Below are 22,764 nucleotides of genomic sequence, written 5' to 3'. Positions count from 1 at the left end.
TTGAACTTGTTCGAGAAACAATGTAAACTTAGAGGTGCACTGTTTTGCTCCGGCTGGAGTTTTTTAATGTGGAATGAAATGAGGGAATCTTGATGCCTACACCGAGCATGGAAGATTATTTGGAGCGTATCTATAAACTTATCGATGAGAAGGGCTACGCACGCGTGTCAGACATCGCGGAAGGACTGGAGGTTCATCCTTCATCCGTAACGAAGATGATTCAGAAGCTCGATAAAGATCAATATCTCATATATGAAAAGTATCGGGGCCTTGTTCTTACGAGCAAAGGAAAAAAAATCGGCAAGCGTTTGGTTGATAGACATCAGCTGTTAGAACATTTTTTGGCGTTGATTGGGGTGCAGGAGGAGCATATTTATACAGATGTCGAAGGAATCGAACATCATCTAAGCTGGGATTCGATTACGTGCATTGAAGCGCTTGTTGAGTACTTCCAACGTGATCCGGAACGAGTGGCCGCATTGAACAGCGTTCGCAGCGAATTGGAAATTGAATCGTAAAACATCTGTTTAAAGCGAAACAGATGTTTTATTTTTTGCGTCTAATACAATGAGGGCAGTTCCAAGCTTTACTCAACAAATGTAAGGGAGAGGTTACCATTTATGAACAAGGTCAAACGAATATTGCTGGGCACTTGCGCAGCGATGATGCTAAGCGCGTCGTTGCCTGTGCTGGCTGCAGCGGCGTCCGAGGATGTAAGCATCTTCATTAATGAACGCCGTCTGCAGACGGACGCAGCGCCTTATATCGTCCCGGGCAAAAATGTGACGATGCTGCCTTTTCGGGCAGTCGGGGAGGCGGTCGGAGCGGGAGTGGATTGGGATCCAGCCAGCAGGCAGGTAGAGTTCCGAAAGGATGGCACCGTAATTAAGTTGACGCTTGGCAGCAGCACCGCCGAGATAAACGGTAAAAGCATGGAGTTGGATGTAAGCGCAGCGATGAAAGCGGGGCGCACGATGGTTCCGCTTCGGTTCATTAGTGAAAATGTCGGCGTTCCGGTCAAGTGGGACAAGAACACGCGCACGGTTACGCTAGTGACCGGGAGCGGCAGCGAAGAAGCCGGCGAAGAAATTCATATGGACGGCTTGCGGGGAACATGGATATCGACAGTGTACAATATCGATTGGCCGCAAGCTCCGGGCAAGTCCGGCTTTAATGCCGAACAGCAGAAGCAGCAATATGCCGATATGCTTGACAAGCTGAAGCAGATGGGGATGAATGCCGTATTCGTTCAAGTTCGCCCGACTTCGGACGCCTTTTATCCATCGAAGCTGCTGCCTTGGTCAGAATGGTTGACGGGCAAGCAAGGACAAGACCCCGGTTATGATCCGCTCGCCTATATGGTAGAGGAGACACATAAACGAGGGATGGAGTTTCATGCTTGGTTCAATCCGTACCGCATCAGCGTTCAAGGCAACCTTGATAAGCTCGTCGATAATCATCCGGCGAAGCAGCATCCAGAATGGGTCGTCAAACATGGCGGCAAGCTGCTCTATAATCCAGGCGAGCCAGAAGCAAGAAGCTTCATCCTGGATACGATTATGGAGGTCGTGACACAGTATGACATCGACGGCGTTCATCTGGACGATTACTTCTATCCTTATGGAGAAGATAAAGAACCGTTCAATGATGAGGATACATACCGCAAATATAACAAGGTGTTCACCAACAAAGCGGATTGGCGGCGCGACAACGTCAATCAATTCGTGCAGTCGTTAAGCAAAGATATTAAAGCGTCGAAGCCGCAAGTGAAATTCGGCATCAGTCCATTTGGCGTATGGCGGAATTCCAGTGCCGATCCGACAGGCTCTGCAACGAAAGCAGGTCTAAGCAGCTACGACAATTTATATGCCGATACGAGAACGTGGATTAAGAACGGCTGGATCGATTACATTGCACCGCAGGTGTATTGGCATATCGGCCATGCGGCTGCTTCGTACGACACGCTCGTAGATTGGTGGGTCAAAGAAACAGCGGGCAGCGGAGTTGATTTATATATTGGACATGCCGCTTACAAATTGGCGGATGCGAAGGAGAAAGACTGGAGCAGTGCCGATGTGCTCGTAAAACAGCTCGACTACAACAAGCAATACAATCATATCGCAGGCAGCATTTTCTTTAGCGCTAAAGATCTAATCAAGAACACAAAGCAGGTTTCGGAGCGTTTGCAGCAATATTACAAGCAATAATTTTATTCTTATCCGATTGAAAAATGACTTTATTTTATAAAACATGCAACTGAAATTATACATTTTTCATAGAAATGGCAACAAATAATGGACATATCCTTATCTCGCCGCGCATACATAACAGTAGGCAGGCGGGAAGGGGACATGGTCGATGTACATGAATGCCGTATTTGAAGGAGGAGGCGTAAAGGGCATTTCGTTGGCAGGCGCGGTTCGAGCGGCGGAACTGAACGGTATCCGATTCAGGCACGTCGCGGGCACCTCTTCCGGATCCGTCGTCGCGGCGTTGATTGCGGCCGGATACACGGCTGAAGAAATGCAGCAGCTCATTTTGCAAATGCCCTTTTCTTCCTTTTTACAGCGCGCTCCCATTTTTCAGATAAAATGGATGGGGCCTGCGGCCAGACTGCTGCTCAAGAAGGGGCTTTATTCCGGTGAGCGGCTGGAGCAATGGATTCATGCTTGTCTGTTGAAAAAAAACATTCGCACATTCGGCGATTTGAAGAACAAGCAGCTTCGCATTATCGCTTCGGATATTTCAAATGGCCGTCTGCTGGTTTTGCCTGACGATATCAAGCAGTATGGCATCGACCCAAGCAAATTGCTCGTCAGCCAAGCGGTCCGGATGAGCACGAGCATTCCGTATTTTTTCGATCCCGTCATCATTCGTTATGCGCATCATACCGAGCGCGGGCGCAGCAAACCGTTCAACACGCAGTTCGCTTATATCGTGGATGGCGGGATGCTGAGCAACTTCCCGTTGTGGCTGTTCGATGATGAGCGCGATCCGAAGACGAGGCGCCTCATGCCGACGATCGGGTTCCAGATGGTAGGGAAGAAAGAAAACCAGCCGCACCGGATTACAGGGCTCGTTACGATGCTGCAGGCGATGTTCGAAACGATGATGTCGGCTCATGATCAGCGTTATATCGATAAGCAAAACCGGTTCCGCACCATTAAAATCCCAACGCTTGGCATCGGAACGACAGAATTCGATTTAACGCTAGAGGAAAGTATGGCATTGTATGAATCAGGCCTGAATGCAGGCACGAAGTTTTTTGACGAGTGGGATTACGGCAATTATGAACAAATGTATCAAGCGTTCTGTATGAACAAAGGATAAGCACGCTAACTAAACACAGCGCGGCACCGGGGAAATCCCGACTGCCGCGCTGTTTGGTTATTTCGATTGCTTTTTCGTTTCTTTTGACTTATGTCCGTCAATGACACGCAGTGACGCCTGTGAACGGCTGCGAACGCGCTTCTTTGGCTGCGTTCCCTTGAGCTTCGCTTCCGTCTGCGCCGACTTCTTCACTCGCGGCGCATTGCCTTTCGGTCCGAATCGGTAGGCCAGCCATATAACAGCAATAAGCACAACAGGGATGATGACGTATACCGGATCCTGTCTAAAGCTACTAAATATACCGATTCCGACGAATAGGACGAGTACATATAATAACCAACGTGGAGCCATCGTCCTCACCCTTTCGCCTTGTTTTAGGATGCTGCTTTATTGTTTACCAGTTCTATATCCAATTCACGCATGCGGTTAAAGGAAGCAATGGACACTTCAACCTGGTCATCCTCTGGTTGTTTTGTCGTCAACAGCTGCAGCCAGAGGCCGGGATATCCGAGCCAACGCAAGACAGGAACGTCTCTCAGCGCATTGGTCAGCCGCAAAAATTCATACGATACGCCAATGACGACAGGGATAAGCAGCAGGCGCGGATACACGCGCTCCCATAGGTTATCATATGGGATGAATGAATAAATCACGACACCAATAATGACAGATAAAATAATAAAGCTGCTGCCGCAACGATAATGCAGCGTATTGAACTTCTGAACATTTTCCACGGTCAGGTCAACTCCTGCTTCATATGCAGTAATAACCTTATGCTCTGCCCCGTGGTATTGGAACAATCGTTTGATGATCGGCGTCTTGGCAATCAGCCACAAGTAGCCGAGCAAGAAGACGATTTTGATCACTCCCTCAATCAACGTGTGCACGACACGGTTGTCGAATGCCTTGCCGAGCAGCAATTCTTCAATTATGGCTGGCACGGCAGTGAAGATGACTTTGCTGAATATGAGCGACAATACGCCGACTACCGCCACACCGACAATCATCGCCAGATTCCATTTGGACTCTTGCTTATCTTGCGGACCCGCTTCCGGGCCTTCCTCATCTTCCGCGTATTTCTCTGCGGCAAAATTCAAATGTTGGTATCCCTTGGCACTGGCGTCAAAGATACCGACGATGCCGCGGATAAATGGAATCTTCTTCAGCTTGTTCATCCAAGGCTTATCTTGCCGCGGAACTTCGTAAAAAGTAATTTCGTTATTTTTACGTCGAACGGCCGTCACATTTACATGTCTGCCGGCGAACATTACGCCTTCAATTACGGCCTGTCCTCCGTAGTTTGCTTTTGTTTCTTGAGACAATCGTTTCACCATCCTTAATTGTACGTTCCCGATTAATCCAATTGTAATAATTTTATTGTAACGAATTTCTTTGCCGTTTTCCACACCATGATTGTAATCTCTAATTCTGCATTGGAGCATACTACATGCTAACTAAATATTGCACATGAAAGGCGGATGAAGATGAATCAGCAGCAAGCAAGACAGATAAGACGGCAGAAACGGACGAACCCATTAAAGTTTGCGCTCCAACTCGGTTTTTTTTCAGGGTTGATATGGGGAGGCCTGCATTGGCTCTCTTATTTGTTTCAATTTACGATCGTTGTGCCCGGTTTTCTGGTTGAGCCTTTTTATAAGCATGATTACTTGACGACGATAAAGGGGCAGGCCGCAGGTTTGTTCTTCTTTATCCTCTTCTCTATAGCGGCAGCCATATTGTATACATTGTTCTTGCGGAAGATTCCCGGTCCATGGGCAGGCATGGCATATGGACTGGCGTGGTGGATTGTGCTGTTTATTGCAATCGGCCCGTCGATAGGGCTTGTGCCTCCCGTCTGGAAGACGACGTGGAACACGATTTGGACGGAATCCTGCATCATGCTGTTGTGGGGGTTGTTCATTGGCTACACGGTTGCGACGGAATTCAATGATGAACGATTGCGGGAGCCCGACGAAGCCAAATCACAAAGCCAAGGCGGGAATCAGGGCGGCGCTCAGGGGCCTTCCTCTGAGTCCAATGATAATTCTGGCAGCGGCTCCGGCAAAAATACGGAAGGGAAGCAGCCTGAACCAGTCATGTGATTCCATGAAATGGTATTCATTCAACTTTATGCTTTGGTTCTTCTCATTTCTTGCTTCGTGTGATAAAATACGTGAGGATTCGTCTGTTGACGATACGCTGGAGAGGTGGGATTTGCTTGGCTTGCTATTTGTTACTGAACGGTCCGAACTTGAATATGCTCGGCATTCGAGAGCCAGGTGTCTACGGCAGCGAATCGTTGGCTGCGATTGAAGCACGGCTTGTACAAAAGGCTCAGGATATGGGCGTTCAGTTGGAGACGTTCCAGAGCAATCACGAAGGCGCAATCATTGACCGCATCCACGCTGCATACGGCAAGTGTGACGGCATTCTGATCAATCCCGGAGCGCTGACGCATTATAGCTACGCACTGCGGGACGCCATCAGCACCGTAAGTATTCCGACTGTAGAAGTTCATATGTCCAACATACATAAGCGTGAGGAATTCCGTCACGTCTCGGTAACTGCACCCGTCGTTGTCGGTCAGATCGCTGGATTTGGGTCGCTTAGCTATGAATTGGGGTTAATCGCCTTGCACCGCCATGTGTCACCGCATGCTGCTGCGGCCCCGTCCGAAGCGTAAATATGAAGTACGTCAGGAGATGATGAGATGATGAGCCAACCACGATTGACTCGATTAAGACAGGCAATGGAAACGAAAGGCTTGGAAGCGATGTTCATCGCGAGCGCGGTGAACCGTCGTTATTTGTCCGGATTCACGGGCTCGGCTGGTTATGTCGTCATTACGAAGGATCGCGCTGTATTAATGACCGATTTCCGCTACACGATGCAAGCTTCAGAGCAAGCCAGCGAGTTCGAGGTTGTCGAACATGCGCTCCGGATGACGGATACATTGAAGCAGCTTCTGGCGGAAATGAATATTAACCGGCTTGGCTTCGAACAGGATCATGTGACTTATTCGACTTATACCTCTTATCAAGAGCAATTGCAACCGGTTGAACTCGTGCCGGTTAGCGGCATTGTCGAAGATCTGCGCATGATTAAGGATGCCGATGAGCTGGCTGTCATGCGGCAGGCCGCTCAGCTTGCAGATAAGACGTTCAGTCACATTCTGAACTTCATCAAGCCCGGCGTGAGCGAGAAGGAATTGGCGCTGGAGATGGAGTTCTTCATGCGCAAGAACGGCGCGACATCAAGCTCCTTCGACACGATAGTCGCTTCCGGCGAGCGTTCCGCTTTGCCGCACGGCGTGGCGAGCGACCGCATCATTCAAGGCAATGAATTCATCAAATTCGACTTTGGCGCGTTATACCAAGGATACTGCTCTGATCTGACGCGTACCGTCGTGCTCGGGAAGCCGAGCGAGAAGCATCACGAGATTTACAATATCGTGCTTGAAGCGCAGCTGAAGGCGCTGGAGCGCATCCGCCCGGGCATGACGGGCCGCGAAGCCGATGCAATCGCTCGCGACGTCATCAAGGGCTATGGTTATGGAGACAACTTCGGCCATAGTTTGGGACATGGCTTGGGAATGGAAATTCATGAATATCCAAGACTGGCTCATACCAGCGATCAGGTGTTAACTCCCGGAATGACCGTAACGGTGGAACCTGGCATTTACTTGCCAGGATTCGGCGGGGTGCGAATCGAGGACGATATCGTCATCACGGACAACGGGATTGAAATAATAACACAATCCACGAAACAACTGCTCGTATTAGACATGTAATGACCGATTCGGCAGTGCGGGTTCGGCATGGCCTTCCACAGGCAATGGATGAACCCGCTTCTTGACGGTTCTCGTCGTCATTATGGATAAACGGGGTTGCCATGCATGTAGGAGGGAATTTACAGTGATATCAGTTAACGATTTCAAGACAGGTTTGACAGTGTTAGTGGACGGTGACATCTTCTCCGTCGTGGACTTCCAGCACGTAAAGCCGGGGAAAGGCGCGGCATTTGTGCGTTCCAAATTGCGGAATTTGCGTAATGGAAACATCGTCGAGAAGACGTTCCGTGCGGGAGAGACGATCGGCCGCGCGCAGATCGACAATCGCGAAGTGCAATATTTGTACAACAGCGGTGAAGAATATACATTCATGGATAACGAGAGCTATGACCAATTTTCCTTGTCTAAGGCGCAATTGGAATGGGAATTGAATTTTTTGAAAGATAACATGCTTGTCAACATTACTAGCTACCAAGGCGAAATCTTGGGGATTAACTTGCCGAACAGCGTCGAGCTGAAAGTTACCGAGACTGAACCTGGCGTAAAAGGCAACACGGCGCAAGGCGCGACGAAGAATGCGACGGTGGAAACGGGATTGAACGTCCAAGTGCCGCTCTTCATCAACGAAGGCGACGTTCTATTGATCGACACGCGTGAAGGCAAATACATTTCGCGCGCATAATGGATGTGCACTAAAGCTATGAGCGTAATTACGCTCATAGCTTTTTTGTGTTTTTGTGGATAGCCGGGTTAGGGTCTGGGTGCTTGTATAGTACGTAAAGTTTTGATGCTACAAGCATTGCGAAGAAAGTAATGATCACATCCAGAATGTACAACTCCATTTTAAATTGGGTTTTGATAAAACGAGCTGGGCTGAACAAATACAGTGCATGCGACGGAAAGTCTGCGCCTCTATACCAGATGAATTTTAATGGCCATCCAAGTAACCGGGTGCTGTTGTTTAAAGTTTGAAACTTATTAAACAATACAGGGAGGAAGGGAATTATCAAACTGCATACAAATAGGATTTTGTGTATTTTCGTTTTTATAAAAACCTCTTAACATTAATATTTCAATAAGTGAACACTCAACTTGTTCGGTCAAGATCTATCAGTATGAGCGTAACATGAAGAGGAAAAATTTACAATTTTGAAGGAGCAATTACGAAACTGAATACAGCATAGGGTAATGGAAATGTGAGCATGCCTGAAGTGAGTTCGTGAATGTTTTTTCGGGCAGTCTGTGTTTGCCAAACGAACATGTTTTCTCATTGCTTGGAGCCACTCTCCCCGCAGGTCAGAATCTGAACAAGCCAGAACGTGCAGATTTTCATTTATTTTTTCCACCATACGGATAAAAACATGCTATAATATGCAATTAAATGAAAGCATCATACAGTTTAATATGGGTGGGAGTGAGTCAGCGTGGCGCTATACGTCATGAAATTCGGTGGCAGTTCCGTAGGAGATCTCGAACGGTTGAAGCGGGTTGCCAAACGAATCATCGAAAAAAAAGAACAAGGCCACCAGTGCGTCGTCGTCGTCTCCGCGATGGGAGATACGACGGACGAATTAATCGATCAATCTAAGAATCTGAATGAGAATCCGCCTGCCCGTGAGATGGACATGCTTCTCACGACAGGTGAACAAATATCTGTCGCCCTTCTATCCATAGCAATCCATCAACTGGGTCATGATGCGGTATCGATGACGGGATGGCAGGCAGGCTTCCGCACCGATGAAACGCACGGTAAAGCCCGCATTCACGATATTCAGCCGGAACGGGTGAAGAAGGCGCTGGATGACGGACAAATCGTGATCGTAGCCGGATTCCAGGGCATGTCGGACTGTGGTGAGATTACGACCTTGGGCCGTGGCGGCTCGGATACGACGGCCGTTGCGATGGCTGCAGCAATCGAAGCGGACATATGTGAGATATACACGGACGTGGATGGGATCTATTCAACCGATCCTCGTATCGTACGCTGCGCCCGGAAATTAAAAGAGATTTCTTATGACGAGATGCTGGAGCTGGCCCATTTAGGCGCGGCCGTTCTGCATCCACGGGCGGTTGAGTATGCGAAGCACAACAACGTCTGTCTCGTTGTTCGCTCAAGCTTCAACCATAATGAAGGCACCTATGTGAAGGAGGAAGCGATTATGGAACAAGGCGTGGTCGTCAGCGGCATCGCTTATGATAAGAACGTAGCTCGGATTAGTGTACTCGGGGTTGCCGATTTGCCGGGGGTGCTGGCGAAAATGTTCGGAGCGCTCGCAGATGCGCACATTGATGTCGATATTATCGTACAGAGCGGTGTACAGAATGGAGAGGCGGATTTCTCCTTTACGACGGCTCTTCATGACCGCGAGCGCGCGATTGCCGTATTGGATCAGATTCGGGCCGAGGTTCCGTACAGGGAAGTTACGTCTGAAACCGATCTGGTGAAGATTTCTATCGTAGGGGCCGGCATGGTCAGTCATCCGGGTGTTGCGGCTAAAATGTTCAAAGTCATTTCCGAGACAGGAGTCAGCATCAAGATGGTGAGCACGTCGGAGATTAAAGTGTCCTGTGTGGTGGCTGCGGACAATATCCATGACATTATCCGCGCGCTCCACACGGCTTATGGCTTGGACACATTGGAGCAGGCATTCGTCGGCGGGCCGAAAGACCGGCGCTAGGCAACGGTCCGGCATCTCATATTAGAACTTGTCTATTATCCATCTGCTGATTTGCAGTAATAATGCGGTAATACCGGCTGCCATTAACGGCCCGACCGGTATGCCGCGCAACATGACGATCCCGATGATCGATCCGGCGACAAGCCCGACAATCATTTGCGGATCGTTTTTCAACAGGTCCAGCCCTCTGCCGTTCATTGAAGTGGCAATCGCGCCGCCGGCCAGCGCCAAGAGGCCGGGCCAGGAGGTAAGCGTCTGCAATAAGTCTTGCGAGCTGATTCGTTCAGCGGCGAAGGGCACGAGGACCGCAATGGTCAAAAACAGCAACCCGAATTCCAAGCCGCGCCGCTCGATGGCTGGCAGGAACCGTTCCAGATGGACAAGCTTAATAATTAGCAAAATACAAGCGGCCGTCGTAATAATAGGGGACCTGCTCACCAGACCGACAATAATAAGTATAAGCAATACGAACTCGCCATTCATGATATATGCTCCTCAGAAGAGAGTTGTTCGGCAGGACCGATGGTGTTACTTAAACTTATGAACAAGCCCTCTTGCTTTAGAACATGAAAGAATGCTGTCCAGTGCTTTCCAACAGCGATAGAATCCGTAAGTTACTCCTTGAGCAAGCGTTTATAGATGAAATGGCTTCATAATGTTGTTTTCCAAGATGGGAACAAGCGCATTGATATTGACTTGAGCGCAATATTCGACATCTTTGGAGCAGCCGATCTTGGCTAGGCGTTTACCGCCGGAAGCGTTCATTAATGCTTCGAACATATTATCCTCATGGAAACGATAGGCGCTATACATCATATAGCCGTAATCGTTGGTCACAATAGCATGCGCGTTATCCGTGCAACGATACAGCTCGGATAGGATAAGCCCCGCGCATAGACCGTCTTCGAATGCGAATGTATCTTGCGTGCCTGCGCAGAGCAGAGCAATATCTTTGCGAAGCCTATAAGCGGCGTTTGCGCAGGCAGAGGCATTAATCATCGCACCTGCCAATACGTAATCGGCTTTCATCGCTTTCTGAATGGCACGGGTTCCGTTCGAGGTCGTCAAGACGATACGTTTGCCGTTATAATCGTTCCCCATGTACTCGAAAGGTGAATTGCCGGTGTCAAACCCGGCAATCTTTTTGGAATAACGCTCGCCTCCAAGCACATCTCCGGACTGGACGATCTGCTTTGCTTGACTGACCGTCTCCGCGGGGATAACGCCGGAAGCGCCATGGGACAATGCCGTAACGATGGTGCTTGTCGCCCGCAGAACATCGATAACGATAACGGTGCGATTCGTAAGATCAATGGCTCGAGCTTCATTTACGCTTGCAATGACATCGACCTGCAACCATCTCACCTCCTCCGTGATCATGAATTTTTCCGTAGTGAACCGTTACTTTATATCGCGCGGCAGCGCGAGCTGGTTCATCGTATCGGAACGAAGGCCGCGACGCAGCGCCTCGCACGCGATAATCTCCTGCGGGGCGATATTGCCGATATTGGCGCGCAGTCCGGCCGTGTGGAGAATGGCAACTTGCTGATCTTTACGCGGCGCTTCCCACATCAATCGTTCCGGCGTGTGCACGGATTCTACGATTCGGGTGACGAGGTTGGTGTCGCAGCTGCCGCTGTCATCATACACGCCTACCCCAATACCGGATTCTCTTCCTTCGAGCGTCATCCACGCGGAGCCGTGCGCGATATCTTCCGTGAAGGTTTCAAGCAAGTCATCCAGTAGAAACGATGATAGGGAATCTTTCTTCCCATACTCCGAACATACATGAAATCCCAGCTCCCGCGCTCGCGCAATCAAGTCGTTGCGATCTTGACGCGACAGCGAAATCGTCCCGTCTGATACCTCCACTCCCGTGAATCCCGTTTCTCCCATCATATGAAAAAAATCTTCGACAATGCCTTTTACGACCGCGATCTCCAGAAATGTTCCGCCGGGCATGACCGTAATTCCGTAACGCTTGGCAGCGTTCAGCTTGGCAGTAAGCAGGCGATGAGGCATGACTGCAGCTGTGCCGAAGCCCATCTTGATTATATCGATATGCTCATGGGCCAGCTCGAGCATATCTTTAAATTCGCCTAGTCCCAGCCCTTTGTCCATAACCATCGTTAATCCTGTCGTTCTCGGCTTGCGTTCACGTTCTCCGCTCGGATCGCATAAGGCACTTGGCCAAATCTCGATTTGATTGTCCGTCAAGCTCATGTTCACAATCTCCTTCATGTCAGCAGGATAGTCGAATCTTGGAAGCAATATATGCATTTTGCCCCTGACACGTGCCTAGCTCAATAAGTCAGGCCTATATATGACGCAATCTATCGGCTTAAAAAATGCGAGTATAAGAGGACGATGCTCTAAAACGGCATGGACGAGCATAGAATGATACCAGCGAAGAAAGGACAGCATCGGTACGAAGCGCTTATGCGGCTGCAGGACGAAAGCACATGATCCCGGAAGGAGGCTAATGAAACGTGTCGATTGATAAATTCGTCGCAAGCATGGCGGGGCTTAGAGTGATGTCAGGATGCCTGGAAATAACGGCAGCGATTATTATGCTGAGGCTGAACCAGCCGGAGCGGGCACTGGCGGTGAATTCGCTGCTTGCCTTGGTCGGGCCGTTGGTGCTGATCGCGACGACGACGATCGGATTAATCGGTATGGCGGACAAGCTCAATTGGAACAAAATCGCTTGGATCGTCGTCGGGGTAACCTGTCTGCTTATTGGCATTCTCAAGAAATAGAGATATAGGCAGGGCGGGTTGTTGCATAAATGAGGGACAAGAACCATACATATGTTGTACGAGCAGCGACATAATCAAAGCCGAATCAGTGGCTGCCTATCACGCAGATTCGTATGCTTCCGTCGCCAGGCGGACAGCGTTTCTGCATGGAGGGAACAGATATGAATACTCTGAGCTGGTCAGCGGTGCTGCCTCCGGAATTGAAATCCGTACTGATGCGTCTGCCAGCACGGATTCTTGCCGAACTGGAAGAGATTCGCATACGGGAAAGACGGCCGCTTGAAATCGGCGTCATGGGAGACTTTTATTTAGTGACCCCGCTTGGCACCGTGACGGAGGATCCGGAGACGGCCTATCGTCCAAGCCGTGAGGATGGTCATCAATTACTCGATTTCATTACGAATCATTCGTTATACACAATGGAAGAGGAACTGCGCCGCGGGTTCGTGACTATCCCGGGAGGCCATCGCATCGGCTTGGCGGGAAGGACCGTGTTAACACAGGGCAGTGTCAGTCATTTGCGGGAGATTACGGGATTCAATATTCGAATTGCGAGGGAAGTGCGGGGAATTGCCGATTCCATTATGCCAATGCTGCTGGATTTCAGGCATCAGACTGTGTATCACACGTTGATCGTCTCTCCGCCGCAGCATGGGAAGACAACGATGCTCCGCGATATCGCGCGCGCAGTCGGCACGGGCGCATGGAATCATTCCGAAGCAAGGTGGAAAGCGTTAAAGGTGGGCATCGTCGATGAGCGTTCGGAAATTGCCGGGTGCATCAAAGGCGTGCCAAGCTATGATTTAGGATACCGGACCGATGTCATGGACGGTTGTCCGAAGGCGGAAGGAATGATGATGTTCATTCGCTCCATGTCTCCCGACGTGCTCATCGTTGATGAATTCGGACGGGAAGAGGACTTGCATGCGATGCGCGAAGCGATGCATGCAGGCGTAAGGCTCATTGCTTCGGCCCATGGAGCGGACATTGACGATTTGACGAAGCGTCCAAGCATTCAGCGGTTGATGGACGAAGGGGCGTTCGGCCGAATCGTCATGTTGAAGCGTTCCAAGCGCGAATGGCAGCGGAAAGTGTACGACGAGAAGCGAAGGGCACTGCAAGGGCAGGACAGCCGGGGAGTGAAGAAGGGAGGGGGCACTGATCGTTAAATTCATTGGAGCGGCGCTGCTCATCGCCTCGGCCTCCAGCATCGGCTGGTTGAAGGCGGCGCAATACGCGGCCCGTCCGAAGCAGCTGCGCTTGCTCAATCATGCGCTTCAACGCTTGGAGACGGCGATTGTGTACGGTTATACGCCGCTCTCGTCCGCGTTTACCGACATCAGCAGGCAAATGCCCTCTCCGCTTCAACTGGTCTTTACGGAAGCCGCACAGGCGATGAACGGCGCCGATGGCCCTCCTCTGACCGCTCGGGAAGCTTGGGACCAGGCGTGGCGGTGCAATGGAAAGAAGACGGCGCTTGCCAAGGAAGACATTCGGATTTTGAATGAGCTTGGCTACAGCTTGGGAGTCAGTGACCGCGAGGATCAGAGAAAGCACATTCGGCATGCCGTCAAGCAGCTAGAGCAGGAGGAAAGCACGGCTAGGGAGGAACATCAGCGGTACGGCACGATGTGCCGAAGTCTCGGCGTATTAAGCGGATTATTAGCCGTTATTTTGATGTATTGAGGTGCCAGGGGATGAGTGTGGATGTCAGCGCCATTTTCCAAATTGCCGGAATCGGCATCATCATTGCGATGATTCATACCGTGCTGAAGCAAATGGGAAAGGAAGATATGGCCCATTGGGTGACGGTAATCGGCTTTGTCGTGGTTTTATTCATGGTCGTCCGCTTGCTGGATCACCTTTTTCAAGAGATTAAGACCATCTTCTTGTTTCAGTGAGTTGGATTCTGCGCGGCAGGTGATTTCATGGAAATCATTCAAGTGGTAGGTCTCGGTTTGCTCGCAACGATACTGGTGCTCGTCGTGAAAGAGCAGAAACCGATGTTTGCTTTTTTAATATCAGCGTTTGCAGGCATATTAATTTTTCTGTTTCTTATCGGGAAGATAGAAACCGTCATTCATGTGCTTGAGGATTTGGCGGAGCGCTCAGGTATTCAACCCGTCTATTTAAAGACGATTCTCAAAATAATCGGGATCGCTTATATTGCGGAGTTCGGAGCCCAAGTGGTGCGCGATGCCGGACAAGAAGGTATCGCTTCGAAGATTGAGCTTGCCGGAAAAGTGCTCATCATGGTTTTGGCCATCCCGATTATTAGCGTCATTATCGAAACGGTGATGAGACTGCTTCCGGCGTAAGGTGGAGAGCGAATGGATCGAAGCCAATTGAAAAGGGCGCTGACAAAATCGGACAGGTTCAAATGGACATGGATAGCCATGATCTGCTGTTTCCTGTTCGCTTTTATCGGAGTTGGATTTGCCGCTCCGGACGAGCCGCCGGATAAAGGAAATCCCGCTTCTTCCGCAGCGGCGAAAGCTTGGGTGGAGCAGCAAGCCAGCAGGCTTAAGACGGGGGAAGTAGAGCGTTATTGGAATGATTTGTTGACCCAATATGGCGGCTTCTTCCCGAAGGATGCCATGCCCAGCTTTGCGGACATCCTGCTCCCCGGCGGAGAGAAGCTTACGATAGGCAATGTGCTGAAGGCGATAGGAATGTTTTTGATGCAGGAAGTGGTGATGAACGGGAAGCTCATCGTGACGATCGTCATATTGGCCCTATTCAGCATGGTGTTGGAGACCTTGCAGACCGCGTTCGAACGCAATGCGGTAAGTAAAATCGCTTATTCCATCTCGTATATGGTCATCATTATATTAGCGATCAACAGCTTCCATATCGCGATTGGATATGCGAAGGACGCGATTTCGAGCATGATTCACTTTATGATGGCGATGGTGCCGCTCTTATTCACGCTGCTAGCTTCGATGGGCAACGTGGTTACGGTCTCCGTCATGCATCCGCTCATCGTCTTCATGGTGCACATCATTGGAACGTTAATTTATGCGGGAGTATTCCCGCTGCTATTCTTCTCGGCGGTTCTCCACATCGTCAGCGCGCTGTCGGACAAGTATAAAGTGACGCAGCTTGCCAATTTGCTGCGGAATATTAGCGTAGGGCTGCTGGGTGTGCTGCTTACGATTTTTTTGGGCGTCATATCGGTTCAGGGTGTGACGAGCTCGGTAACAGACGGTGTCACGATCCGAACGGCCAAGTACATTACAGGCAACTTTGTGCCCGTGGTGGGCCGCGTATTCTCTGATGCGACGGATACCGTCATCTCGGCATCGCTGCTTGTCAAAAATGCTGTCGGTTTGACGGGGGTCATTATTTTATTGTTCTTATGCGCATTTCCAGCCATCAAAATTATGACGCTGGCGCTGATTTACAACGTATCTTCAGCCGTCATGCAGCCGCTAGGCGACAGTCCCGTCGTCGGTTGCCTCAAGACAGTCGGCAAGAGCATGATCTACGTGTTCGCCGCTTTGTCAGCCGTCGGCTTGATGTTTTTTCTCGCCATTACGATACTGTTAACCGCAGGCAACGTCACCGTCATGATGAGGTAGCGCAGTCAGGGCACGCGGGGAAGGAGTTCGCGGCATGAGTTGGTTAGGTCAATGGTTGAAAGAAATAATTATGATCATCCTGCTGGCGACATTCATCGACTTGCTGCTGCCGAACCGCACGATGCAGCGTTATGTCAAGCTCATGCTAAGCCTGATTATTTTGCTTACGCTGCTGTCTCCGGTGTTGAAGCTGTTCGATGCGAAGGTAACGGATGAATTGGCCGAACAGTGGAACGCCATGCTGTCTTCCGGCACACAAGCTGCGGGGAGCGACCGGACAAGCTTGGCGAATATTCAGCAGCAGGGGGAGCAGTTGGCCCGGGAACGGCAGGCGGATGCGCTTCGCCTGGCCGCGCTGGAGATCGGATCACGCATGAAAGAACAGCTTGGCGCAGCCCTCAGGTCGGCGGATGAACCGGATTCGGAGCCCGATACACTCCGTGCGCTGCACGCCGAAGTCACGGATGTCGATGTAGTTCTTGCCCGCGATTCGAAGAAAGGACAGCCTGTAATCGAACGGATAACGGTCTTGATGAAAGAGACCGCACATATGCCGTCATCTCCGTCCGCAGGCGCTGCCCCCGAGAGTCGGGAGACGCTGCCTCCTTCGCCCATAGAACCTATTGAGAACGTTCGTCGTGTTGAAAAGGTGCACATCGACGCGACACAACGCGATGGCTCCGATAGTTCTTCGATAGCTGCGAGCGCCCCGGATGTGCCTGCCTCGGCAACTGCCCCACATCAACAAGCCGGATTTGGGATAGAGCAGCGAACGATCAGGGAGTTAACATCTTCCTGGCTTGTGTCACCCGAGCAAATATCAATCCAATGGATAGACAAAGGACAGACAAATTTTAAAAAACGATCCTAAAACGGTCATAAAAACAAAAGAAACGCGTATAGGTGAAATAGGACAAGTGAGAGCAAGTCCATTCTACGCAAAAGGCGGTCGATAGCGTTGGCGAAATGGTTGCAGCAGGTCGAAAAGTGGATCGGCAAGGGCGCAAACGGTTCGAAGCGCGTACGAACGTTCCGCTGGCTGCTCATTCTCGGTCTCGTAGGTGCGGCACTCCTCTTGTACGGATCGTTTCAACCGTTTGACAGCAGCAACGGGGGGCTTATAGGCAAAAAAAATACGGGCAGGGAGCCTCCGGCAGTCGGCGCGTTCGAAACGGCAGATGGCAAGGATTCATCTGCGGCAGCTTCTACGATTGCATTCGAATCCGTTGAAAGATCGTTTGAATCACGAGTCAAAAGCATCCTGGAAGAGATTGTGGGCGTTGGACAAGTCGATGTGCTTGTCACCATTGATTCAACCGAAGAGGTCATCGTGCAGCGCAATTACAAAGACAATCAGCAGCAGACGGACGAGACAGACGCAAACGGGGGCAAACGCCATGTCACCAATTATACGCGCGACGGAGAAATTGTGATGTATCAGGATTCAGGCAATCAGACTCCGATTGTAACGAAGCGAATCAAGCCGAAAGTGCGCGGAGTCGTCGTCGTCGCCAAGGGGGCAGAGAATGCGGTAGTGAAGCAGATGATTGTCGATGCCGTGGAAAAAGGATTGAACGTGCCAGCGTACCGCATATCGGTCGTCCCACGCAAAATCGCCGAGTAGCAAAGAATAGCAGAACGCGAGAATGGAGAAGGAGGAAGTATAACGATGAACACAAAAAGACAAACGATATGGCTTGTTTCGATGCTGAGCTTGATGGTGGTGCTGTCCGCATACTATTTGTTTACGGAAGATACCCCTTCCCCGCTGCAGGAGACGGCGGATAACGTCCGTATGGAAGAGCAGCTCAAGGGGGATGCGACCGAGGTGAGTCAATTGCCGGAAATTCAAGTGACACCGGTATCCACCGGGGATGAAGCCGAATCGAAGGCCGCGGGAAATGCGGCTGAATCGAAAGCCGGTGGAAATGCGGCGGGAGGAAACGCCAATGCCGGCAAGGAAGCGGGAACGGACGGTGCGGCGGCAACGCAGACCGACGACGGGAAAGTCCAAGACAACCAAGCCGGTGCGGGGGCGGGCACTCAGGATACGTCGGAAAAGTCGGATGCAGCTGACGGCGCCGCGTCCGCAGGCAATGCCAAGGCGGGAGACAAGGAACAGGCAATGCTCGATCAAGTCGAGGCGGAAGGCGTGATGAAACGCAGCATGATCGAAGAGAAGCAGATGCAGCGCAACGAGCAATATCAACAAGATATGGAACGGCTCATGGGAATGATTAACGATTCGAATACTACCGGAGAAAAGTGGTCTAAAGCCTATGAAGAAATGAACGTGCTGGATGAGCGTGAAGCGAAGATTACGAACTTGGAGACCGAACTCCAGAAGGAATACGACAACGCTGTCATCATGCTGGATAATGATAAATACAAAGTTGTCGTGCAGAGCGAAAAAATGGAAGTGAAAGAAGCTGTCGATATTATCGGCAAGCTGATGAAAGAATTGAACGTAACTCAAGATAAGGTAAGCGTGCAGTATGTTTCGGAGTAACGCTTGCAATGGGAACAAGCCCGGTTCTAAACTGGGCTCTTTCCATTTGTTTCGTTTGTGATATAATACATACGTCTGTAGATTGTCCGCTTTGAAACGAATCTACCTTTCTATACATATTGTCACGAGGAGTGAAAAGCGTTGTTCAAAATAAGCGAAATCAAAGAGTTGATCAAGCTGCTGGACCAGACTTCCGTGCATGAATTGGAGATTGAGAACGAAGGTTGCCGTCTGTCTATACGCAAGCCGGGCAAAACCGAAGTTGTCAGCGTCCAACCAGCACCTGCACAGCATACATATCCTGTCGTATCGGTTGCGCCTCAACAACCTCCAGCAGCAGTGGGAACAGCTGCCGAGCAGCCTGCGCAAGCGTCTGTTGCCCCTGCGGCAGAACAGGCGGGACTGCACAAGATCGTATCGCCGATGGTAGGCACATTCTACAGTGCCCCTTCTCCGGAAGCTCCGCCTTTCGTTAATGCAGGGAACAAGATCCATGAGAAAACAGTCGTATGCATTTTGGAAGCGATGAAATTGATGAATGAGCTTGAAGCCGAAGTCAAAGGTGAAATCGTTGAAGTGCTTGTAGAGAACGGTCAATTGGTCGAATTCGGCCAGCCTTTATTCTTGGTGAAGCCGGAATGACGGGAGATCCCCATTCCGAACCATGCCAAGCCAAGGAGGTCACAGGATGAAGTTCCAGAAAATTCTAATTGCTAACCGTGGTGAAATCGCTGTTCGTATCATTCGCGCCTGCCGTGAGCTCGGGATTGCAACCGTAGCCGTTTATTCCGAGGCAGACCGTGACGCCCTGCACGTGCGATTGGCCGATGAAGCGTACTGTATCGGCCCGACATCATCTCGAGACAGTTACTTGAATTTCACTAATATTATGAGTGTTGCCACATTGACCGAATGCGATGCCGTGCACCCAGGTTACGGATTTCTGGCGGAGAACGCTGATTTTGCGGATATTTGCGCATCATGCGGCATTACATTCATCGGACCGTCTTCCGACGCCATTGAGCGTATGGGGGATAAAGCCGTTGCGAAGCAGACAATGAAGAACGCGGGGGTTCCGGTAATCCCCGGTTCTGACGGTCTGGTGGAGGATATGGATGAAGCATTGATGCTCGCTCGTGACATCGGCTATCCCGTTATCATCAAAGCGACGGCCGGCGGAGGCGGCAAAGGCATTCGAATTGCCGAGGATGAAGATTCGCTCGTGAAGCAAATGACTACGGCTCAACAAGAAGCGGAGAGAGCATTCGGCAACGCCGGTGTATATCTGGAGAAGTATTTGACGGGAATGAAGCACGTTGAAATCCAAATTATTGCGGATAAGCACGGCCATGCCGTTCATTTGGGCGAGCGTGACTGTTCCATTCAGCGGCGCCGTCAGAAACTGATCGAAGAAGCGCCTTGTCCCATCTTGACGCCGGATATTCGTGAGCGTATGGGGGAAGCTGCCGTGCGCGCTGCCCTGGCCGTTGATTATTCCGGTGCGGGCACGCTGGAATTTTTGCTGGGAACGGACGGTCAATTTTATTTCATGGAAATGAATACACGGATTCAAGTTGAGCATCCAGTCACGGAAATGATTACGGGAATCGATCTGATTAAAGAAATGATTCTTGTGGCTCAAGGCGAACCTTTATCCTTCCGTCAAGAGGATGTCAAAATTGACGGTTGGGCGATAGAATGCCGTGTGAACGCGGAGGATCCGGCACGCAACTTTATGCCTTCGGCTGGTCAGATTCAATTCTATCTGCCTCCAGGAGGCTTCGGAGTGCGCGTGGATAGCGCTGCGTATCCGGGATATGTCATTTCTCCTCACTACGATTCCATGATAGCGAAGCTTATCGTGTGGGCGCCTACACGGGAAGAAGCGATAGCGCGCATGAAGCGGGCGTTGTCCGAGTTCGCCATTGAAGGCATCCATACGACGATCCCGTTCCATATGCGTCTTTTGCAGCATCCGAATTTTGTGAATGGCGATTTTGACATCAAGTTTTTAGAAGAGCATGAGGTATGACAAGTTGTTCAACATGAGTCGTTTGTCATAGAAATGGACAAATGATATAGTTATGATAATAACGGATAAGTAACGCCTCAATGCATAAAATTATGGGGAGTGTGTGACGGATGAATCAGACGATTGTTCCGGATTTTGAGCGTACGGACCTAGGTAATATTCAGATAGCACCAGAAGTCATTACAGTAATTGCAGGCCTTGCTACGATTGAAGTAGAGGGTGTAGCCGGCATGAGCGGCGGTTTTGCTGGTGACATCGCGGAGTTGTTGGGCCGCAAAAACCTGTCCAAAGGCGTCAAGGTGGAAGTCGGGCAGCGCGAAGCGGCAGTGGACGTAAATATTATCGTGGTATACGGTCACCGCATTCCGACCGTGGCCGATGAGATTCAACAGAATGTCAAGCGTTCCATCGAGACGATGACGGGTCTCCATGTTGTGGAAGTGAATGTGCATGTTCACGATGTGCACTTCAAGACGCAGGAGAAGACAGAAGAAGTCGAGAACCCAGCGCGAGTGAAGTAAATAGGATAAGTTAAACCCCCTCCTGGTGGCAGGGGGTTTACTGCCATTCAACAAGGAGGCACGGGCTAACGTGAGCAGAATTGTGGACAGGCTTTTGCTGTTTGTGTATAGTTTTGTCATCGGCGCCATCTCGGTAGCGGCCATCTTGGCGGCATTAGGGTTTATTGGCGCACCGCTTTACCTTACAGAACCGTTCTGGATGCAGACGACCGTTATTGCGACGGCCGCCGTTTTATTTTTACTGAGCGTACGTTTTTTCTACGTATCGATCCGCCGCGAGCGCGCATCCCTGCCGTCGATCGATCAGCGTACGGATATTGGCGACATTAAGATTTCTTTGGAAACAATAGAAAATGTAGCACTCAAAGCGGCAGCCCGCGTAAGGGGCGTCAAAGATCTAAAGGCACGCATCCGCGCGAATGAAGCGGGGCTCGATATTATGATCCGCACCATCGTCGATGGAGAAACGGCGATCCCCGGCATGACGGAGGAAGTGCAGCGTCAAGTTCGGGATTATGTGCAGGAGATTACCGGGATTCCGGTCTCATATGTATCGGTATATGTCGCGAATATCGTACAGACGCAAACCTTCAAAGCGCGCGTTGAATAGGTGGTGAGCTTTCCATGTGGAAAGAAATTTGGGAGAGTCACGGGGGACGCATCATCGGCATCGCGGCAGGTATCTTTTTTGGCATGCTGTATTTGATTGTCGGCTTTTGGGATATGCTCTTCTTTGCGCTGCTTGTATTCATCGGATACAATGTAGGCAGACAGAAAGACTTACATTTGGGCCCCATGTTCCCGTGGCAACGTATCGGTTCATGGTTGTCTGAACGTTGGAGAAGGTTGAAGTAGTCCTATGGACGCTCCGAACGACTGCCTTGATCGCCGGTAATGACCGACGGAAGACAATCGGAGCGGTCATAGGATTTTTTAAATGAATCAGTTCGTCACTTTTAGTAAATAAGGAAGCTATAGGGTTGCCGGACGCTTTATACGCAGGAGGATAAATTCATGAAGAGACGCATCGCCAGAGAGATGGCTATTCAAAGCTTATATCAGCTTGAAATGACGGAGGTAACCCCTGAAGAAGCGGTTGCCATGATCGTAACGGAATCATCGAACCTAGACAATGAGATTGGCGTCAAGCCAGAGCATGCGGAGGCTATGCATAAGCATGTTCTGGAATGGGTTCGAGCGACTTGGAAGCAGCGCGGGGAAATTGATCTGATTTTGGCGCATTATTTAAAAAACTGGCAAATGGACCGTCTGTCGCGTGTTGACAGACAAATTCTACGCCTTGCCTGCTATGAAATGAAATTCCGTGACGACGTTCCTCCGAAGGTGGCCATTAACGAAGCCATCAATTTGGCGAAGCACTTCGGCACGGATGAGTCGGGCAAATTCGTCAACGGCGTGCTTGGCCAACTGATGCGGGATACTGAACGCCCGCAGGTATCGGCAGCCGCTGACACCGAAGAGGCCGACCTCGAAGAATAGAGAGTTCGCGTCCCGATGGAGAGCACAGTAATGACGACATCGAAGGATTCATGAATGGGGGAGT

At 50.4% G+C, this 22,764-nt stretch carries 28 protein-coding genes; 23 read left to right on the top strand and 5 right to left on the bottom strand.

Annotated features, from left to right (window positions below):
* Nucleotides 1–92 precede the first annotated feature (92 nt).
* The 3 genes from mntR to JSQ80_RS00500 all read left to right on the top strand — a co-directional run bounded on the left by mntR (nt 93) and on the right by JSQ80_RS00500 (nt 3,330).
* Nucleotides 93–518, top strand: coding sequence for a transcriptional regulator MntR (gene mntR, locus JSQ80_RS00510; protein WP_206093942.1), 426 nt, complete (start codon nt 93–95; stop codon nt 516–518).
* A gap of 102 nt (nt 519–620) precedes the next feature.
* On the top strand, nt 621–2,207 hold the full coding sequence (locus JSQ80_RS00505; RefSeq protein WP_206093941.1) for a family 10 glycosylhydrolase: 1,587 nt from the start codon (nt 621–623) through the stop codon (nt 2,205–2,207).
* Nucleotides 2,208–2,358: 151 nt separating this feature from the next.
* The gene (locus tag JSQ80_RS00500; RefSeq protein WP_206093940.1) at nt 2,359–3,330 is read left to right on the top strand and encodes a patatin-like phospholipase family protein; all 972 of its coding nucleotides are present in this window, start codon (nt 2,359–2,361) and stop codon (nt 3,328–3,330) included.
* A 57-nt stretch (nt 3,331–3,387) separates the two neighbouring features.
* Here JSQ80_RS00500 and JSQ80_RS00495 read toward each other — a convergent pair whose 3' ends face one another.
* Complete coding sequence (locus JSQ80_RS00495) at nt 3,388–3,681, bottom strand: hypothetical protein (protein ID WP_206093939.1); 294 nt, start codon at nt 3,679–3,681, stop codon at nt 3,388–3,390.
* Between the two features lie 23 nt (nt 3,682–3,704).
* Nucleotides 3,705–4,652, bottom strand: coding sequence for a DUF1385 domain-containing protein (locus tag JSQ80_RS00490; protein ID WP_240463429.1), 948 nt, complete (start codon nt 4,650–4,652; stop codon nt 3,705–3,707).
* A gap of 162 nt (nt 4,653–4,814) precedes the next feature.
* On the opposite strand from JSQ80_RS00490, the gene JSQ80_RS00485 reads away from it, so the two are divergent.
* The 5 genes from JSQ80_RS00485 (at nt 4,815) to JSQ80_RS00465 (ending at nt 9,798) form a co-directional block, all read left to right on the top strand.
* Nucleotides 4,815–5,432, top strand: a complete 618-nt coding sequence (locus tag JSQ80_RS00485) for a YqhR family membrane protein (protein WP_206093937.1) — start codon at nt 4,815–4,817, stop codon at nt 5,430–5,432.
* A 116-nt stretch (nt 5,433–5,548) separates the two neighbouring features.
* Entirely contained in the window at nt 5,549–6,013 is a 465-nt protein-coding gene (aroQ, locus tag JSQ80_RS00480) for a type II 3-dehydroquinate dehydratase (protein WP_206093936.1), read from the top strand.
* 30 nt (nt 6,014–6,043) lie between these two features.
* Nucleotides 6,044–7,120: a M24 family metallopeptidase gene (locus JSQ80_RS00475; RefSeq protein WP_206097421.1), complete on the top strand. Its 1,077-nt coding sequence runs from the start codon at nt 6,044–6,046 to the stop codon at nt 7,118–7,120.
* A 124-nt stretch (nt 7,121–7,244) separates the two neighbouring features.
* A complete protein-coding gene (efp, locus tag JSQ80_RS00470; protein ID WP_087433733.1) occupies nt 7,245–7,802 on the top strand; it encodes an elongation factor P in 558 nt (185 codons plus the stop codon).
* A 742-nt stretch (nt 7,803–8,544) separates the two neighbouring features.
* The gene (locus JSQ80_RS00465) at nt 8,545–9,798 is read left to right on the top strand and encodes an aspartate kinase (RefSeq protein WP_206093935.1); all 1,254 of its coding nucleotides are present in this window, start codon (nt 8,545–8,547) and stop codon (nt 9,796–9,798) included.
* 21 nt (nt 9,799–9,819) lie between these two features.
* On the opposite strand, the gene JSQ80_RS00460 is transcribed toward JSQ80_RS00465, so the two are convergent.
* The 3 genes from JSQ80_RS00460 to comA form a co-directional block, all read right to left on the bottom strand.
* A complete protein-coding gene (locus JSQ80_RS00460; protein WP_087433737.1) occupies nt 9,820–10,281 on the bottom strand; it encodes a DUF441 domain-containing protein in 462 nt (153 codons plus the stop codon).
* 150 nt (nt 10,282–10,431) lie between these two features.
* Nucleotides 10,432–11,163 (bottom strand): 2-phosphosulfolactate phosphatase, encoded by a 732-nt coding sequence (locus tag JSQ80_RS00455; RefSeq protein WP_418888858.1) that lies wholly within the window; start codon nt 11,161–11,163, stop codon nt 10,432–10,434.
* A 36-nt stretch (nt 11,164–11,199) separates the two neighbouring features.
* The gene (comA, locus tag JSQ80_RS00450; RefSeq protein WP_206093933.1) at nt 11,200–12,021 is read right to left on the bottom strand and encodes a phosphosulfolactate synthase; all 822 of its coding nucleotides are present in this window, start codon (nt 12,019–12,021) and stop codon (nt 11,200–11,202) included.
* Between the two features lie 266 nt (nt 12,022–12,287).
* On the opposite strand from comA, the gene JSQ80_RS00445 reads away from it, so the two are divergent.
* The 15 genes from JSQ80_RS00445 (at nt 12,288) to nusB (ending at nt 22,700) form a co-directional block, all read left to right on the top strand.
* Nucleotides 12,288–12,557: a YqhV family protein gene (locus JSQ80_RS00445; RefSeq protein WP_254912193.1), complete on the top strand. Its 270-nt coding sequence runs from the start codon at nt 12,288–12,290 to the stop codon at nt 12,555–12,557.
* A 161-nt stretch (nt 12,558–12,718) separates the two neighbouring features.
* Nucleotides 12,719–13,726: a stage III sporulation protein AA gene (gene spoIIIAA, locus JSQ80_RS00440; protein WP_087433740.1), complete on the top strand. Its 1,008-nt coding sequence runs from the start codon at nt 12,719–12,721 to the stop codon at nt 13,724–13,726.
* Nucleotides 13,716–14,243 (top strand): stage III sporulation protein SpoIIIAB, encoded by a 528-nt coding sequence (spoIIIAB, locus tag JSQ80_RS00435; protein ID WP_272491158.1) that lies wholly within the window; start codon nt 13,716–13,718, stop codon nt 14,241–14,243. The genes spoIIIAA and spoIIIAB overlap by 11 nt, the downstream gene beginning before the upstream one ends.
* An 11-nt stretch (nt 14,244–14,254) precedes the next feature.
* Complete coding sequence (gene spoIIIAC, locus JSQ80_RS00430; RefSeq protein WP_019422927.1) at nt 14,255–14,458, top strand: stage III sporulation protein AC; 204 nt, start codon at nt 14,255–14,257, stop codon at nt 14,456–14,458.
* 27 nt (nt 14,459–14,485) lie between these two features.
* Nucleotides 14,486–14,875, top strand: coding sequence for a stage III sporulation protein AD (gene spoIIIAD / locus JSQ80_RS00425; RefSeq protein WP_019422926.1), 390 nt, complete (start codon nt 14,486–14,488; stop codon nt 14,873–14,875).
* A gap of 12 nt (nt 14,876–14,887) precedes the next feature.
* Nucleotides 14,888–16,138 carry a stage III sporulation protein AE gene (spoIIIAE, locus tag JSQ80_RS00420; protein ID WP_206093932.1) on the top strand — a complete coding sequence of 417 codons (1,251 nt, stop codon included), beginning with the start codon at nt 14,888–14,890 and terminating at the stop codon, nt 16,136–16,138.
* A gap of 34 nt (nt 16,139–16,172) precedes the next feature.
* A complete protein-coding gene (gene spoIIIAF / locus JSQ80_RS00415) occupies nt 16,173–17,009 on the top strand; it encodes a stage III sporulation protein AF (protein ID WP_206093931.1) in 837 nt (278 codons plus the stop codon).
* Nucleotides 17,010–17,096: 87 nt separating this feature from the next.
* On the top strand, nt 17,097–17,762 hold the full coding sequence (spoIIIAG, locus tag JSQ80_RS00410) for a stage III sporulation protein AG (protein ID WP_087433744.1): 666 nt from the start codon (nt 17,097–17,099) through the stop codon (nt 17,760–17,762).
* A gap of 45 nt (nt 17,763–17,807) precedes the next feature.
* The gene (locus JSQ80_RS00405; RefSeq protein ID WP_206093930.1) at nt 17,808–18,647 is read left to right on the top strand and encodes a SpoIIIAH-like family protein; all 840 of its coding nucleotides are present in this window, start codon (nt 17,808–17,810) and stop codon (nt 18,645–18,647) included.
* A gap of 141 nt (nt 18,648–18,788) precedes the next feature.
* Nucleotides 18,789–19,289 (top strand): acetyl-CoA carboxylase biotin carboxyl carrier protein, encoded by a 501-nt coding sequence (accB, locus tag JSQ80_RS00400; protein ID WP_206093929.1) that lies wholly within the window; start codon nt 18,789–18,791, stop codon nt 19,287–19,289.
* A 46-nt stretch (nt 19,290–19,335) separates the two neighbouring features.
* Nucleotides 19,336–20,679 (top strand): acetyl-CoA carboxylase biotin carboxylase subunit, encoded by a 1,344-nt coding sequence (gene accC / locus JSQ80_RS00395; protein ID WP_206093928.1) that lies wholly within the window; start codon nt 19,336–19,338, stop codon nt 20,677–20,679.
* Between the two features lie 110 nt (nt 20,680–20,789).
* On the top strand, nt 20,790–21,200 hold the full coding sequence (locus tag JSQ80_RS00390) for an Asp23/Gls24 family envelope stress response protein (RefSeq protein WP_087433748.1): 411 nt from the start codon (nt 20,790–20,792) through the stop codon (nt 21,198–21,200).
* Between the two features lie 70 nt (nt 21,201–21,270).
* Entirely contained in the window at nt 21,271–21,810 is a 540-nt protein-coding gene (amaP, locus tag JSQ80_RS00385) for an alkaline shock response membrane anchor protein AmaP (protein ID WP_087433749.1), read from the top strand.
* Between the two features lie 14 nt (nt 21,811–21,824).
* Nucleotides 21,825–22,055 carry a DUF2273 domain-containing protein gene (locus tag JSQ80_RS00380; RefSeq protein ID WP_087433750.1) on the top strand — a complete coding sequence of 77 codons (231 nt, stop codon included), beginning with the start codon at nt 21,825–21,827 and terminating at the stop codon, nt 22,053–22,055.
* 159 nt (nt 22,056–22,214) lie between these two features.
* Complete coding sequence (gene nusB / locus JSQ80_RS00375) at nt 22,215–22,700, top strand: transcription antitermination factor NusB (protein WP_206093927.1); 486 nt, start codon at nt 22,215–22,217, stop codon at nt 22,698–22,700.
* Nucleotides 22,701–22,764: the final 64 nt, after the last annotated feature.

This window comes from Paenibacillus apiarius (assembly GCF_017052585.1).
GTDB classification, from domain to species: domain Bacteria; phylum Bacillota; class Bacilli; order Paenibacillales; family Paenibacillaceae; genus Paenibacillus_B; species Paenibacillus_B apiarius.
Note: the sequence above shows the minus strand (reverse complement) of the source record. Positions and strands in the feature narration are given on the sequence as shown.

Bases quoted from the DNA above. Each gene is read 5' to 3' on its own strand.
- mntR (WP_206093942.1), top strand. From the start codon at position 93: ATGCCTACACCGAGCATGGAAGATTATTTGGAGCGTATCTATAAACTT.
- JSQ80_RS00505 (WP_206093941.1), top strand. From the start codon at position 621: ATGAACAAGGTCAAACGAATATTGCTGGGCACTTGCGCAGCGATGATG.
- JSQ80_RS00500 (WP_206093940.1), top strand. From the start codon at position 2,359: ATGTACATGAATGCCGTATTTGAAGGAGGAGGCGTAAAGGGCATTTCG.
- JSQ80_RS00495 (WP_206093939.1), bottom strand. From the start codon at position 3,681: ATGGCTCCACGTTGGTTATTATATGTACTCGTCCTATTCGTCGGAATC.
- JSQ80_RS00485 (WP_206093937.1), top strand. From the start codon at position 4,815: ATGAATCAGCAGCAAGCAAGACAGATAAGACGGCAGAAACGGACGAAC.
- JSQ80_RS00475 (WP_206097421.1), top strand. From the start codon at position 6,044: ATGAGCCAACCACGATTGACTCGATTAAGACAGGCAATGGAAACGAAA.
- JSQ80_RS00460 (WP_087433737.1), bottom strand. From the start codon at position 10,281: ATGAATGGCGAGTTCGTATTGCTTATACTTATTATTGTCGGTCTGGTG.
- comA (WP_206093933.1), bottom strand. From the start codon at position 12,021: ATGAGCTTGACGGACAATCAAATCGAGATTTGGCCAAGTGCCTTATGC.
- spoIIIAA (WP_087433740.1), top strand. From the start codon at position 12,719: ATGAATACTCTGAGCTGGTCAGCGGTGCTGCCTCCGGAATTGAAATCC.
- spoIIIAC (WP_019422927.1), top strand. From the start codon at position 14,255: ATGAGTGTGGATGTCAGCGCCATTTTCCAAATTGCCGGAATCGGCATC.
- spoIIIAD (WP_019422926.1), top strand. From the start codon at position 14,486: ATGGAAATCATTCAAGTGGTAGGTCTCGGTTTGCTCGCAACGATACTG.
- spoIIIAE (WP_206093932.1), top strand. From the start codon at position 14,888: ATGGATCGAAGCCAATTGAAAAGGGCGCTGACAAAATCGGACAGGTTC.
- spoIIIAF (WP_206093931.1), top strand. From the start codon at position 16,173: ATGAGTTGGTTAGGTCAATGGTTGAAAGAAATAATTATGATCATCCTG.
- JSQ80_RS00405 (WP_206093930.1), top strand. From the start codon at position 17,808: ATGAACACAAAAAGACAAACGATATGGCTTGTTTCGATGCTGAGCTTG.
- accC (WP_206093928.1), top strand. From the start codon at position 19,336: ATGAAGTTCCAGAAAATTCTAATTGCTAACCGTGGTGAAATCGCTGTT.
- JSQ80_RS00390 (WP_087433748.1), top strand. From the start codon at position 20,790: ATGAATCAGACGATTGTTCCGGATTTTGAGCGTACGGACCTAGGTAAT.
- JSQ80_RS00380 (WP_087433750.1), top strand. From the start codon at position 21,825: ATGTGGAAAGAAATTTGGGAGAGTCACGGGGGACGCATCATCGGCATC.
- nusB (WP_206093927.1), top strand. From the start codon at position 22,215: ATGAAGAGACGCATCGCCAGAGAGATGGCTATTCAAAGCTTATATCAG.